Below are 12,725 nucleotides of genomic sequence, written 5' to 3'. Positions count from 1 at the left end.
AATGGCCAAGAAGAGCATGAAGAACCGTGAGCTGAAGCGTCAGCTCACCGTTGCCAAGTACGCCACCAAGCGTGCAGCGCTGAAAGCTATCATCGTCGATCTGAACGCAAGTCCAGAAGCGCGTTGGGAAGCTACCGTAGCTCTGCAGAAGCAACCACGTGACGCAAGCGCTTCGCGCATGCGTAACCGTTGCCGCCTGACTGGTCGTCCGCACGGCGTGTACCGCAAGTTCGGCCTCGGCCGTAACATGCTGCGTCAAGCTGCAATGCGTGGTGACGTACCAGGTCTGGTTAAAGCCAGCTGGTAACAGTTGTCAAAGTCTCGATGTTCGGGTTCGCAAGAACCTGACCATCGGTGGCCTTGAATCTGAATCAAGCCCCTTTTGGGGCTTGATTCATTTCTGGGGTGTGTCTAGAATGACCGGCTCGCCTGAGCCCGTGTTTTTCTGCCCGGAAGTTCTCGGCGACAAGTAGTAGCCGCAAGGCTAATTTTTTTGTATTAGGAGCGTCTAGCCCATGAGTATGCAGGACCCGTTAGCGGACATGCTAACTCGAATCCGTAATGCCCAGATGGCTGAAAAGTCTGTCGTAAGCATGCCGTCTTCCACGTTGAAGGCTGCTGTAGCAAAAGTCCTGAAGGACGAAGGTTACATCGCGGATTTTCAGATCACCACCGACTCCAAGCCGTCGCTGTCCATCTCGCTGAAGTACTTCGAAGGCCGTCCGGTTATCGAAGAAGTGAAGCGCGTTAGTCGTCCAGGCCTGCGTCAGTACAAGTCCGTTGAAGATCTGCCGAAAGTTCGTGGCGGTCTTGGCGTGTCTATCGTCTCCACCAACAAAGGTGTGATGACGGATCGTGCTGCGCGCGCTGCCGGTGTCGGCGGCGAAGTTCTTTGCACTGTGTTCTAAGGGGGGATAAGCATGTCTCGCGTCGCTAAGAACCCCGTTAAGCTGCCAGCCGGTGTCGAAGTCAAATTCGCAGGCCAACAGCTTTCGGTGAAGGGTGCCAAGGGTACTCTTGAACTGAACATCCATTCGTCCGTTGAGATCGTTGAAGAAGCTGGTGAGCTGCGTTTCGCTGCTCGCAATGGCGATCAACAAACTCGCGCAATGGCCGGTACCACGCGTGCGTTGGTAAACAACATGGTCCAGGGCGTAAGCCAAGGCTTCGAGCGCAAGCTCCAGCTGGTCGGTGTTGGTTACAAAGCGCAAGCAAAAGGTCAGGTTCTGAACCTGGCTCTTGGCTTCTCGCACCCAGTGGATTACGAACTGCCGGAAGGCATCACCGCTGAGACTCCTAGCCAGACCGATATCCTGATCAAGGGCATCGACAAGCAGCTGGTAGGTCAAGTGGCCGCCGAGATCCGCGACTTCCGTCCACCAGAGCCGTACAAAGGCAAAGGTGTGCGCTACGCGGACGAAGTCGTCCGTCGTAAAGAAGCCAAGAAGAAGTAGGGCATAGCAAATGACCGACAAAAAAGTTACTCGACTGCGTCGCGCTCGCAAAGCACGCCTGAAAATGCACGAACTCGAAGTCGTGCGTCTCTGCGTGTTCCGCTCGTCGCAGCACATCTACGCCCAGGTCATCTCGGCCGACGGCAACAAAGTCCTGGCAAGTGCCTCGACTTTGGATAAAGAACTGCGTGATGGTGCCACTGGCAACATCGACGCGGCCACAAAGGTTGGCCAGCTGGTCGCTACGCGTGCTAAGGCCGCTGGCGTATCGCAAGTGGCTTTCGACCGCTCTGGCTTCAAGTATCACGGCCGCGTTAAAGCGCTGGCTGATGCTGCTCGTGAAGCTGGGCTGGAGTTCTAAGTTATGTCAAATAACGACCAAAAGCGCGACGAAGGCTACATCGAGAAGCTGGTTCAAGTTAACCGCGTAGCCAAAACCGTTAAAGGCGGCCGTATCTTCACTTTCACCGCGTTGACCGTGGTTGGTGATGGTAAAGGGCGTGTTGGCTTCGGCCGTGGCAAGTCGCGTGAAGTGCCTGCTGCGATCCAGAAGGCAATGGAAGCTGCTCGCCGCAACATGATTCAAGTTGACCTGAACGGCACCACTCTGCAGTACGCAATGAAGTCCGCTCACGGCGCTTCGAAGGTGTACATGCAGCCTGCTTCTGAAGGTACCGGTATCATCGCTGGCGGCGCTATGCGTGCTGTCCTCGAAGTTGCTGGCGTTCAGAACGTTCTGGCCAAGTGCTACGGCTCGACTAACCCGGTAAACGTGGTTCACGCCACTTTCAAGGGTCTGAAGGCTATGCAGTCTCCTGAGTCCATCGCTGCCAAGCGTGGCCTGCGTGTTGAGGAGATCAAGTAATCATGGCTACCGTTAAAGTTACGCTGATCAAAAGCATGACCGGCCGCATCCCTAACCACAAATTGTGCGTTAAGGGTCTGGGTCTGCGTCGCATCGGTCACACTGTAGAAGTCCAGGATACTCCCGAGAATCGCGGGATGATCAACAAGGCTTACTACATGCTGCGTGTCGAGGGTTAATCGATGAAACTCAATGATCTGAGTCCAGCGCCGGGTTCCCGTCGCGAAAAGCATCGTCCGGGCCGTGGTATCGGTAGTGGTTTGGGCAAGACTGGTGGCCGTGGTCACAAAGGTCAGACCTCCCGCTCCGGTGGCACCATCGCTCCAGGCTTTGAAGGCGGTCAACAGCCGCTGCATCGTCGCCTGCCCAAGTTCGGTTTCGTTTCCCTGAAAGCCATGGATCGCGCAGAAGTGCGTTTGTCCGAGCTGGCCAAAGTGGAAGGCGACATCGTTACTGTGCAGTCCCTGAAAGATGCCAACGTGATCAACGTCAACGTACAGCGTGTGAAAATCATGCTGTCCGGTGAAGTGACTCGCGCTGTCACTATCGGCAAGGGAATCGGCGCCACCAAAGGTGCGCGTGCGGCTATCGAAGCAGCTGGCGGCAAGTTCGAGGAATAAATGGCTAAGCAAGGTGCTCTCTCTGCGCTCGGCAAAGGCGGTATGTCTGAACTCTGGGCTCGTCTGCGTTTTCTGTTCCTGGCGATTATCGTCTACCGAATAGGCGCACACATCCCGGTTCCAGGTATCAACCCGGACCGACTCGCAGACCTGTTTCGACAGAATGAGGGGACCATTCTTAGCTTGTTCAACATGTTCTCCGGCGGCGCGCTGGAACGGATGAGCATCTTTGCACTGGGGATCATGCCGTACATTTCGGCATCGATCATCATGCAACTGATGACCGCCGTCAGCCCGCAGCTGGAGCAGTTGAAGAAGGAAGGTGAAGCTGGCCGTCGCAAGATCAGCCAGTACACCCGCTACCTCACCGTCGCTCTCGCTCTGGTCCAGGCTATTGGCATGTCCATTGGTCTGGCCGGGCAGGGCGTTGCGTTCACTGGTGACTTTGGCTTCCATTTCGTCGCGGTAACCACATTTGTGGCTGGTGCGATGTTCATGATGTGGCTGGGTGAGCAGATTACTGAGCGTGGTGTTGGCAACGGTATCTCGATGTTGATTTTTTCGGGTATCGTCGCCGGTCTTCCGAGAGCAATCGGGCAGTCTTTCGAGTCTGCGCGTCAGGGTGATATCAACATCTTCGCCCTGGTTGCCATCGGTTTGCTGGCAGTAGCGATTATCGGTTTCGTGGTGTTCATTGAGCGTGGTCAGCGTCGTATCGCTGTTCACTACGCCAAGCGTCAGCAGGGCCGCAAGGTCTTTGCTGCGCAGACCAGCCACTTGCCGCTGAAGGTGAACATGGCCGGTGTTATTCCGGCTATTTTCGCGAGCAGCATTTTGCTGTTCCCGGCTTCGTTGGGTGCCTGGTTCGGTCAGTCTGAAGGTATGGGCTGGTTGCAGGACATCTCGCAGTCGATCGCTCCTGGTCAGCCGTTGAATATTCTGCTGTTTAGTGCAGGGATTATTTTCTTCTGCTTCTTCTATACGGCGTTGATGTTCAATCCGAAAGACGTAGCGGAAAACCTGAAGAAGTCCGGTGCCTTTATTCCGGGCATTCGTCCAGGTGAGCAGTCTGCGCGCTACATTGATGGCGTTCTGACTCGTTTGACCCTGTTCGGTGCTCTTTACATGACGGCCGTGTGCCTGTTGCCCCAGTTTCTTGTGGTTGCAGCAAACGTTCCGTTCTACCTTGGCGGGACCTCGTTGCTGATCGTGGTCGTGGTTGTGATGGACTTCATGTCCCAAGTACAATCGCACCTCGTTTCGCACCAGTACGAATCCCTGATGAAGAAAGCCAACCTGAAGGGTTACGGCAGCGGCATGTTGCGCTGAGTACCCATAAGGTTCGAGGAGTTGGTGATGAAAGTTCGTGCATCGGTGAAAAAGCTGTGCCGTAACTGCAAGATTATTCGCCGCGAAGGTGTTGTTCGAGTAATTTGCAGCGCGGAACCGCGTCACAAACAGCGCCAAGGCTGAGTGTGATTGTGCTTCAAGCCCGGTAGCTAGTGCGCTACCGGGTTGATTATTTGTTATTACAGCGATATTATCTCGCGCCCTATTTCTTGGCTTCCGGGGCGTAGGTAGCTGTCAATTGGAGTCCCACTGAATGGCCCGTATTGCAGGCGTTAACATTCCAGATAACAAGCATACTGTTATCTCGCTGACCTACATCTATGGTGTTGGTCGCACTACTGCGCAGAAGATCTGTGCAGTGACTGGGGTAAACCCAGCAGCAAAGATCAAAGATCTGAGCGACGAGCAAATTGAACAGCTGCGTGGCGAAGTGGCGAAGTTCACCACTGAAGGTGACCTGCGTCGCGAAATCAACATGAAAATCAAGCGCTTGATGGACCTCGGTTGCTATCGCGGTCTGCGTCATCGTCGTGGTCTGCCAGTACGCGGTCAGCGTACCAAGACCAACGCGCGTACCCGTAAAGGTCCGCGTAAGCCGATCCGCAAGTAATCGCCCCAGCGAATCGACAGGAATTTAATCATGGCAAAACCTGCTGCTCGTCCTCGTAAAAAAGTTAAAAAGACAGTGGTTGATGGCATCGCCCACATCCATGCATCTTTTAACAACACCATCGTGACCATTACCGACCGTCAAGGTAACGCTCTTTCTTGGGCTACCTCCGGTGGTTCGGGTTTCCGCGGTTCCCGCAAGTCCACCCCGTTCGCTGCTCAAGTAGCTGCTGAACGTGCTGGTCAAGCTGCGCTGGAATACGGCCTGAAAAACCTCGACGTCAACGTCAAGGGTCCAGGTCCAGGTCGTGAATCCGCAGTCCGCGCTTTGAACGGCTGTGGCTACAAGATCGCCAGCATCACCGACGTGACGCCAATCCCGCACAACGGGTGCCGTCCGCCGAAGAAGCGCCGCGTGTAATCCAGGAGATTGTAAAGAATGGCTCGTTACATTGGTCCAAAATGCAAACTCGCTCGTCGCGAAGGCACCGATCTCTTCCTGAAGAGCGGCGTGCGCGCGATCGAATCGAAGTGCAACATTGAAGCAGCACCTGGTATCCACGGCCAACGCCGCGGTCGCCAGTCCGATTACGGCACCCAACTGCGTGAAAAGCAGAAGGTCCGTCGTATCTACGGCGTTCTCGAGCGTCAGTTCAGCGGCTACTACAAAGAAGCTGCTGGCAAGAAAGGTGCAACCGGTGAAAACCTGCTGCAACTTCTCGAATGCCGTCTGGACAACGTTGTATACCGTATGGGCTTTGGTTCGACTCGTGCCGAATCCCGCCAGCTGGTATCGCACAAGTCGATCAGCGTCAACGGTCAGACCGTAAACGTTCCGTCGTATCAGGTTCGTGCTGGTGACGTGGTTGCAGTTCGCGAGAAAGCAAAAAACCAACTTCGCATTGTCCAAGCTCTCGATCTGTGTGCCCAACGTGGCCGCGTAGAATGGGTAGAAGTAGACACTGAGAAGAAGTCAGGCGTTTTCAAGAACGTTCCTGCTCGCAGTGATCTGTCCGCCGACATCAACGAAAGCCTGATTGTCGAGCTCTACTCCAAGTAAGGGCTAGAAAATAGGTGCATCCATGCAGATTTCGGTAAATGAGTTCCTGACACCCCGCCACATTGATGTGCAGGTTGTCAGTCCAACCCGCGCCAAGATCACTCTCGAGCCTCTCGAGCGTGGTTTTGGCCACACCCTGGGCAACGCGCTGCGCCGCATCCTGTTGTCCTCAATGCCCGGCTGCGCAGTAGTCGAGGCCGAGATTGACGGTGTGCTCCACGAGTACAGCGCCATCGAAGGTGTACAGGAAGACGTAATTGAAATCCTGTTGAACCTTAAAGGTCTGGCCATCAAGCTGCACGGTCGTGACGAAGTTACGCTGACCTTGTCGAAGAAGGGTTCGGGGGTGGTTACCGCTGCCGATATTCAGCTGGATCATGATGTCGAGATCGTTAATCCCGATCACGTAATCGCTAACCTGGCGTCTAACGGCGCCCTGAACATGAAGCTCACCGTAGCTCGTGGTCGTGGTTATGAACCAGCCGACTCGCGTCAGAGCGATGAAGACGAAAGCCGCAGCATCGGTCGCTTGCAGCTTGACTCTTCGTTCAGCCCGGTTCGCCGTATCGCTTACGTGGTGGAAAACGCCCGTGTCGAGCAGCGTACCAACCTGGACAAGCTGGTTATTGATCTGGAAACCAACGGTACCCTGGATCCTGAAGAGGCTATCCGTCGCGCTGCAACCATCCTGCAACAGCAGCTGGCTGCGTTCGTCGACCTCAAAGGTGAAAGTGAGCCGCTGGTTGTCGAGCAGGAAGACGAGATCGATCCGATCCTGCTTCGCCCGGTTGACGATCTGGAACTGACTGTACGTTCGGCTAACTGCCTTAAGGCGGAAAACATCTACTACATCGGCGACCTGATTCAGCGTACCGAAGTAGAGCTGTTGAAGACTCCGAACCTGGGCAAGAAATCCTTGACTGAAATCAAGGACGTTCTGGCCTCCCGCGGTCTGTCCCTCGGCATGCGCCTCGACAACTGGCCGCCTGCAAGTCTTAAGAAGGACGACAAGGCGACTGCCTGATCGTCGTAATCACCGAACGTAGTGTTTGGTAAGGAATGAACCATGCGTCATCGTAAAAGTGGTCGTCACCTGAGCCGCACCAGCTCGCACCGCAAGGCCATGTTCCAAAACATGGCGGTGTCGCTGTTCGAGCACGAGCTGATCAAAACTACTCTGCCAAAAGCCAAAGAACTGCGCCGCGTTGCCGAGCCGCTGATCACTCTGGCCAAGACAGACAGCCTGGCTAACCGCCGTCTGGCTTTCGACCGTACTCGTTCGAAAGCTATCGTTGGTAAGCTCTTCAACGACCTGGGCAAGCGTTACGCTACCCGTGAGGGTGGCTACCTGCGCATCCTCAAGTGCGGTTTCCGCGCTGGCGACAACGCGCCTATGGCGTACGTCGAGTTGGTTGATCGTGCTACTGCTGGCGAAGCTGTATCCGCCGAGTAAGACGTCAGTCTGAAACAAAGAACCGGGCCTAGTGCCCGGTTTTTTGTGCCTGTAAGAAATGCGTCGTCCGTACAAGTTTCTGACATGGTTGAACTGCCACTATGTGCCGGGAAAACATAATTAGTAATTATCTATCGATGCCTGCAAGTTAATGAATTTGTAGCTGTAACGTCGATGATCAATACTTCGCCCCAAGCCCATTAGCCGGCAGTTCAAGACTGACAGAGGAAGAAGACCGCATGAGCCAGACCAAGACGCTTACAACCGCCAGTGGCGCGCCAGTCGCTGACAACCAGAATTCCCGTTCCGCCGGCCCACGCGGTCCGCTGCTTCTCGACGATTTCCATCTGATCGAAAAGCTCGCGCACTTCAACCGTGAAAACATACCAGAACGCCGTGTCCACGCTAAGGGCTCGGGCGCTTACGGTACGTTCACCGTCACCCGTGACATCACCGCATACACCAGCGCAAAGTTGTTCGAATCGGTAGGCAAACAAACGCCAACCTTTCTGCGCTTTTCCACCGTAGGTGGCGAGCGTGGTTCGGCCGACACTGAGCGCGATCCGCGCGGCTTCGCCTTGAAGTTCTACACGGAGGAAGGCAACTGGGACATCGTTGGCAACAACACGCCAGTGTTCTTCATCCGTGATCCGCTAAAGTTTCCTGACTTTATCCACACGCAAAAGCGTCTGCCGCAAAGCAACCTGAAAAGTGCGCAGATGATGTGGGATTTCTGGTCGCATTCGCCTGAAGCGTTGCACCAGGTCACCATCCTGTTTTCTGATCGTGGCATCCCTGACGGCTATCGCCATATGCACGGCTTCGGCAGTCACACTTACAGCCTGATCAACGCCAAAGGCGAGCGTCACTGGGTGAAGTGGCACTACAAGACTCAGCAAGGCATCAAGAACCTGGCGCCAGCCGAGGCTGCCCGTTTGGCCGGTACCGACCCGGACTATGCGCAGCGTGACCTGTTCGAGGCCATCGAGCGCGGTGAATTCCCGAAATGGCGCGTGTGCATTCAGATCATGACCGAAGCGCAAGCGGCGGCTCATTACGAGAACCCATTCGACGTGACCAAGACCTGGTCGCAGAAGGAGTTTCCGTTGATCGAAGTCGGTGAGCTGGAGTTGAATCGCAACCCGCTGAACTACTTCGCGGAAGTTGAACAGGCTGCGTTTGGCCCGAGCAACATGGTGCCAGGTGTCGGTCTGTCGCCAGACCGCATGCTGCAAGGTCGCGTATTCGCCTACGCTGACGCACATCGCTATCGCGTAGGTACCAATCACCAGCAATTGCCGGTGAACGCTCCGCGCAGTCCGGTGAACACCTATCAGCGTGACGGCTCCATGGCGTTCGGCAGCAATGGCGGCGCGGCGCCGAACTATGAACCGAACAGCTACGTTGAGTCGCCGAAGCAAGCGCCGCATTACGCGGAGCCAGCGCTGGCCTTGAGCGGTGCCGCCGATCGTTATGATCACCGCGAAGACACCGACTACTACAGCCACGCCGGTGCCTTGTTCCGCTTGATGAGCGACGAGCAGAAAGCATTGCTGGTCAGCAACATTGCCGGCGCAATGGCGGGTGTTTCCAGCGACGTCGTCGATCGTCAGTTGCAGCATTTCTACAAAGCCGATCCGGCGTATGGAGAAGCAATCGCAAAGCTGCTCAACTGACAGCTTAACGTAGTCTAAACGAGAAGCAGAACCGCCCTCATTTGGGCGGTTTTTGCGTTATTTGGCCTGCTTTTCTCAGAATATCTTCGCTTTTATTGCGCGTGGTGAGTGACCTTCCGGTCAGGTTGGTTCAAACTACAGACTTTCAGGAAGGGAGATGTAGGGCGATGCAAGGCCACCCAGATGTAATCGATTACCTCAATACGTTGCTGACCGGCGAACTGGCCGCGCGTGACCAGTATTTCGTTCATTCGCGGATGTATGAGGACTGGGGGTTCACCAAGCTCTACGAGCGCATCAACCACGAGATGGAAGAAGAAGCCGGCCACGCCGATGCGTTGATGCGGCGGATTCTGATGCTCGAAGGCACGCCGCGCATGCGTCCGGATGATCTGGATGTCGGCACCACGGTGCCTACGATGCTCGAAGCGGATCTGCGCCTCGAATACAAAGTCCGCGCTGCGCTGTGCAAAGGCATCGAACTTTGCGAGCAACACCAGGACTACGTCAGCCGCGAAATTCTGCGGGTTCAGCTCAACGACACTGAAGAAGATCACACCTACTGGCTGGAAAAGCAGTTGGGCCTGATCAAACTCATCGGTCTTGAGAACTACCTGCAATCCCACGCGTCCTGATTGCAACTGCTATAAAAAAGCCCCTGTCACTTCTTCAGTGACAGGGGCTTTTTCATGCCTGGCAGTTAAGCCCGATCGCGGATCAGCAGCGGCTTGAGGTAATGGCCGGTGTGAGATTGCTTCATCTCGGCAACTTCCTCCGGCGTACCGGTGGCAATGATCTGCCCGCCTTTGGAACCACCTTCAGGACCGAGGTCCACCAGCCAGTCAGCGGTCTTGATCACATCGAGGTTGTGTTCGATCACCACCACGGTGTTGCCGTGGTCGCGCAGACGATGCAGAACATCGAGTAACTGCTGGATATCGGCGAAGTGCAGGCCGGTGGTTGGCTCGTCGAGGATGTACAGGGTTTTGCCCGTATCGCGTTTGGACAGCTCGCGCGACAACTTGACCCGCTGTGCTTCACCGCCGGACAGGGTCGTTGCCGACTGCCCGAGCTTGATGTAGGACAGGCCGACATCCATCAGCGTTTGCAGCTTGCGCGCCAGTGCCGGCACCGCGTCGAAGAACTCCCGCGCTTCCTCGATGGTCATTTCGAGGGTTTCGTGGATGCTCTTGCCCTTGTACTTGATTTCAAGGGTTTCGCGGTTGTAACGCTTGCTCTTGCACACATCGCAGGGCACGTAGATGTCCGGCAGGAAGTGCATTTCCACCTTGATCAGGCCATCGCCCTGGCACGCTTCGCAGCGACCGCCCTTGACGTTGAACGAGAAACGCCCTGGGCCGTAACCCCGGGAGCGCGACTCGGGCACGCCGGCAAACAGTTCGCGGATCGGCGTGAACAGCCCGGTGTAGGTCGCCGGGTTGGAGCGCGGAGTACGGCCGATCGGGCTCTGGTCGATGTCGACGACTTTGTCGAGATGTTCCAGGCCTTTGATGCTGTCATGCGCAGCCGCTTCCAGCGTGGTCGCGCCATTCAGTGCAGTGGCGCTGAGCGGAAACAGCGTGTTGTTGATCAGTGTCGATTTGCCCGAACCGGATACGCCAGTCACGCAAGTCAGCAGGCCGATCGGGATGTCCAGATCGACGTTGCGCAGGTTGTTGCCACGCGCACCTTTGAGCGACAGGTTGAGCTTCTTGTTGCGCGGCGTGCGTTTGGCCGGCACTTCGATCTTCACCCGGCCGGACAGGTATTTGCCGGTCAGCGAATCCGGGTGCGCCATGACTTCGTCAGGCGTGCCTTCGGCAACGATCTGTCCGCCGTGCACACCGGCGCCAGGGCCGATATCGACGACATAGTCAGCCAGACGAATCGCGTCTTCATCGTGCTCGACCACGATCACCGTGTTGCCGATATCGCGCAAATGCTTGAGCGTGCCAAGCAGCCGATCGTTGTCGCGCTGATGCAGGCCAATGGATGGTTCATCGAGGATATACAGAACGCCGACCAGGCCCGCGCCAATCTGGCTGGCCAGACGAATCCGTTGCGCCTCGCCACCGGACAATGTGTCGGCACTGCGATCCAGCGACAGGTAGTCGAGCCCGACGTTGACCAGAAACTGCAGACGCTCGCGGATTTCCTTGAGAATCTTGTCGGCGATCTCGCCGCGGCGACCGGTCATCTTCAGCGCGCCGAAATATTCGCAGGCATCGCCAATCGGCAGGTTGGTCACTGCCGGCAAGGTTTTCTCGCCGACCCAGACGTGCCGGGCTTCACGGCGCAGACGCGTGCCACGGCAATCCGGGCAGGCCTGATGGCTGAGGAACTTGGCCAGCTCTTCGCGCACGCTCGCCGATTCGGTTTCGCGGTAACGACGCTCAAGATTCGGCACGATGCCCTCGAAAGGGTGCGAGCGTTTGACGATATCGCCACGGTCGTTGAGGTATTTGAAGTCGACGTTTTGCGAGCCGCTGCCGTGCAGGATGAACTTCTGCTGCTCGGCGCTCAGGTCGTTGAAGGGCTTGTCCAGGCTGAACTTGTAGTGCGAGGCGAGTGAGCCGAGCATCTGGAAGTAATAGACGTTGCGCCGGTCCCAGCCGCGAATCGCACCTTCGGCCAGGGTCAGCTCGCCGTTTACCAGACGCTTGATGTCAAAGAACTGCTTAACGCCCAGGCCATCGCAGGTCGGGCAGGCGCCGGCCGGGTTGTTGAAGGAAAACAGCTTGGGTTCCAGCTCGCTGATCGCATGGCCGCAGATCGGGCAAGCGAAGCGTGCGGAGAAGATCATTTCTTCGCCCGGCTCGTCGTCCATCGGCGCCACCAGGGCAATGCCATCGGCCAGTTTCAGCGCGGTTTCGAAAGATTCGGCCAGACGTTGCTGCAGATCGGCGCGAACCTTGAAGCGGTCGACGATCACATCGATCGAATGCTTCTTCTGTTTATCCAGCTTCGGCAGCTCGTCGAGTTCGCAAATGCGTCCGTTGACCCGGGCGCGGACGAAACCCTGCGCACGCAATTCTTCGAAGACCGAAAGGTGTTCGCCCTTGCGCTCGCGGATCACCGGTGCCAGCAGCATGAGTTTGCTGCCTTCCGGCTGTGCCAGCACCAGGTCGACCATCTGGCTGACAGTCTGCGCCTCCAGTGGAATGTCGTGATCCGGGCAACGCGGCGTACCCACGCGGGCATAGAGCAAACGCAGGTAGTCGTAGATTTCGGTGATGGTGCCGACCGTCGAACGCGGGTTGTGCGAGGTCGACTTCTGTTCGATGGAGATCGCCGGCGACAGGCCTTCGATGGTGTCGACGTCGGGTTTTTCCATCATCGACAGGAACTGCCGGGCGTAGGCCGACAGCGATTCGACATAGCGGCGCTGACCTTCGGCATACAGCGTGTCGAACGCCAGGGACGACTTGCCGGATCCGGACAGGCCGGTGATGACGATCAGTTTGTCCCGTGGCAGGGTCAGGTCGATGTTCTTCAGGTTGTGGGTACGGGCCCCACGTATCAGGATCTTGTCCAAAGTGGCCTCGCTCGGCGGGCGTCGAAAACGTAGGAGTATACGGGCAAATACTGGATGGATGCACACTATCAAACGAAGGGCGTTATGCCGTTCATGAAGAGAG

The 12,725-nt window shown here is 56.5% G+C and carries 17 protein-coding genes; 16 read left to right on the top strand and 1 reads right to left on the bottom strand.

Annotation, left to right across the window (positions count from 1 at the left end):
* Position 1: 1 nt before the first annotated feature.
* The 16 genes from rpsN to bfr all read left to right on the top strand — a co-directional run bounded on the left by rpsN (position 2) and on the right by bfr (position 9,722).
* Positions 2 to 307, top strand: coding sequence for a 30S ribosomal protein S14 (gene rpsN / locus PspCFBP13508_RS22295; protein ID WP_003186042.1), 306 nt, complete (start codon positions 2 to 4; stop codon positions 305 to 307).
* A gap of 208 nt (positions 308 to 515) precedes the next feature.
* Entirely contained in the window at positions 516 to 908 is a 393-nt protein-coding gene (gene rpsH / locus PspCFBP13508_RS22290; RefSeq protein ID WP_137215708.1) for a 30S ribosomal protein S8, read from the top strand.
* A gap of 12 nt (positions 909 to 920) precedes the next feature.
* Positions 921 to 1,454, top strand: coding sequence for a 50S ribosomal protein L6 (gene rplF, locus PspCFBP13508_RS22285; RefSeq protein ID WP_003228722.1), 534 nt, complete (start codon positions 921 to 923; stop codon positions 1,452 to 1,454).
* Between the two features lie 10 nt (positions 1,455 to 1,464).
* Positions 1,465 to 1,815: a 50S ribosomal protein L18 gene (rplR, locus tag PspCFBP13508_RS22280; protein WP_003186037.1), complete on the top strand. Its 351-nt coding sequence runs from the start codon at positions 1,465 to 1,467 to the stop codon at positions 1,813 to 1,815.
* A 3-nt stretch (positions 1,816 to 1,818) separates the two neighbouring features.
* Positions 1,819 to 2,319 (top strand): 30S ribosomal protein S5, encoded by a 501-nt coding sequence (gene rpsE, locus PspCFBP13508_RS22275; protein WP_007955637.1) that lies wholly within the window; start codon positions 1,819 to 1,821, stop codon positions 2,317 to 2,319.
* Between the two features lie 2 nt (positions 2,320 to 2,321).
* Positions 2,322 to 2,498, top strand: coding sequence for a 50S ribosomal protein L30 (gene rpmD, locus PspCFBP13508_RS22270; protein WP_003176408.1), 177 nt, complete (start codon positions 2,322 to 2,324; stop codon positions 2,496 to 2,498).
* A 3-nt stretch (positions 2,499 to 2,501) separates the two neighbouring features.
* The gene (gene rplO / locus PspCFBP13508_RS22265) at positions 2,502 to 2,939 is read left to right on the top strand and encodes a 50S ribosomal protein L15 (RefSeq protein WP_003228720.1); all 438 of its coding nucleotides are present in this window, start codon (positions 2,502 to 2,504) and stop codon (positions 2,937 to 2,939) included.
* The gene (secY, locus tag PspCFBP13508_RS22260) at positions 2,940 to 4,268 is read left to right on the top strand and encodes a preprotein translocase subunit SecY (protein ID WP_016772945.1); all 1,329 of its coding nucleotides are present in this window, start codon (positions 2,940 to 2,942) and stop codon (positions 4,266 to 4,268) included.
* Positions 4,269 to 4,295: 27 nt separating this feature from the next.
* Complete coding sequence (rpmJ, locus tag PspCFBP13508_RS22255) at positions 4,296 to 4,412, top strand: 50S ribosomal protein L36 (protein ID WP_002555468.1); 117 nt, start codon at positions 4,296 to 4,298, stop codon at positions 4,410 to 4,412.
* Positions 4,413 to 4,542: 130 nt separating this feature from the next.
* Entirely contained in the window at positions 4,543 to 4,899 is a 357-nt protein-coding gene (rpsM, locus tag PspCFBP13508_RS22250) for a 30S ribosomal protein S13 (protein WP_003186020.1), read from the top strand.
* A gap of 30 nt (positions 4,900 to 4,929) precedes the next feature.
* Entirely contained in the window at positions 4,930 to 5,319 is a 390-nt protein-coding gene (gene rpsK / locus PspCFBP13508_RS22245; RefSeq protein WP_002555466.1) for a 30S ribosomal protein S11, read from the top strand.
* 18 nt (positions 5,320 to 5,337) lie between these two features.
* Complete coding sequence (gene rpsD / locus PspCFBP13508_RS22240) at positions 5,338 to 5,958, top strand: 30S ribosomal protein S4 (RefSeq protein ID WP_003176404.1); 621 nt, start codon at positions 5,338 to 5,340, stop codon at positions 5,956 to 5,958.
* 22 nt (positions 5,959 to 5,980) lie between these two features.
* Positions 5,981 to 6,982, top strand: a complete 1,002-nt coding sequence (gene rpoA, locus PspCFBP13508_RS22235) for a DNA-directed RNA polymerase subunit alpha (RefSeq protein WP_016772946.1) — start codon at positions 5,981 to 5,983, stop codon at positions 6,980 to 6,982.
* Positions 6,983 to 7,024: 42 nt separating this feature from the next.
* On the top strand, positions 7,025 to 7,411 hold the full coding sequence (gene rplQ / locus PspCFBP13508_RS22230) for a 50S ribosomal protein L17 (protein ID WP_003176402.1): 387 nt from the start codon (positions 7,025 to 7,027) through the stop codon (positions 7,409 to 7,411).
* A 239-nt stretch (positions 7,412 to 7,650) separates the two neighbouring features.
* Entirely contained in the window at positions 7,651 to 9,087 is a 1,437-nt protein-coding gene (locus PspCFBP13508_RS22225) for a catalase (protein WP_130912286.1), read from the top strand.
* A gap of 167 nt (positions 9,088 to 9,254) precedes the next feature.
* Positions 9,255 to 9,722, top strand: a complete 468-nt coding sequence (bfr, locus tag PspCFBP13508_RS22220) for a bacterioferritin (RefSeq protein WP_130912285.1) — start codon at positions 9,255 to 9,257, stop codon at positions 9,720 to 9,722.
* 65 nt (positions 9,723 to 9,787) lie between these two features.
* Here the strand turns inward: bfr and uvrA are convergent, their stop codons facing one another.
* A complete protein-coding gene (gene uvrA, locus PspCFBP13508_RS22215; protein WP_039761937.1) occupies positions 9,788 to 12,622 on the bottom strand; it encodes an excinuclease ABC subunit UvrA in 2,835 nt (944 codons plus the stop codon).
* Positions 12,623 to 12,725 lie beyond the last annotated feature (103 nt).

Source organism: Pseudomonas sp. CFBP13508 (assembly GCF_005233515.1).
GTDB classification, from domain to species: Bacteria; Pseudomonadota; Gammaproteobacteria; order Pseudomonadales; family Pseudomonadaceae; genus Aquipseudomonas; species Aquipseudomonas mercuritolerans.
This window is presented reverse-complemented; position numbering and strand designations above follow the sequence as displayed.

Coding starts and splice junctions, on each gene's coding strand:
- rplQ (WP_003176402.1), top strand. CDS start 7,025: ATGCGTCATCGTAAAAGTGGTCGTCACCTGAGCCGCACCAGCTCGCAC.
- bfr (WP_130912285.1), top strand. CDS start 9,255: ATGCAAGGCCACCCAGATGTAATCGATTACCTCAATACGTTGCTGACC.
- rplO (WP_003228720.1), top strand. CDS start 2,502: ATGAAACTCAATGATCTGAGTCCAGCGCCGGGTTCCCGTCGCGAAAAG.
- rpsM (WP_003186020.1), top strand. CDS start 4,543: ATGGCCCGTATTGCAGGCGTTAACATTCCAGATAACAAGCATACTGTT.
- rpmJ (WP_002555468.1), top strand. CDS start 4,296: ATGAAAGTTCGTGCATCGGTGAAAAAGCTGTGCCGTAACTGCAAGATT.
- rpsE (WP_007955637.1), top strand. CDS start 1,819: ATGTCAAATAACGACCAAAAGCGCGACGAAGGCTACATCGAGAAGCTG.
- rplR (WP_003186037.1), top strand. CDS start 1,465: ATGACCGACAAAAAAGTTACTCGACTGCGTCGCGCTCGCAAAGCACGC.
- rpsD (WP_003176404.1), top strand. CDS start 5,338: ATGGCTCGTTACATTGGTCCAAAATGCAAACTCGCTCGTCGCGAAGGC.
- rpmD (WP_003176408.1), top strand. CDS start 2,322: ATGGCTACCGTTAAAGTTACGCTGATCAAAAGCATGACCGGCCGCATC.
- rpsN (WP_003186042.1), top strand. CDS start 2: ATGGCCAAGAAGAGCATGAAGAACCGTGAGCTGAAGCGTCAGCTCACC.
- rpsK (WP_002555466.1), top strand. CDS start 4,930: ATGGCAAAACCTGCTGCTCGTCCTCGTAAAAAAGTTAAAAAGACAGTG.
- PspCFBP13508_RS22225 (WP_130912286.1), top strand. CDS start 7,651: ATGAGCCAGACCAAGACGCTTACAACCGCCAGTGGCGCGCCAGTCGCT.
- rplF (WP_003228722.1), top strand. CDS start 921: ATGTCTCGCGTCGCTAAGAACCCCGTTAAGCTGCCAGCCGGTGTCGAA.
- rpoA (WP_016772946.1), top strand. CDS start 5,981: ATGCAGATTTCGGTAAATGAGTTCCTGACACCCCGCCACATTGATGTG.
- secY (WP_016772945.1), top strand. CDS start 2,940: ATGGCTAAGCAAGGTGCTCTCTCTGCGCTCGGCAAAGGCGGTATGTCT.
- rpsH (WP_137215708.1), top strand. CDS start 516: ATGAGTATGCAGGACCCGTTAGCGGACATGCTAACTCGAATCCGTAAT.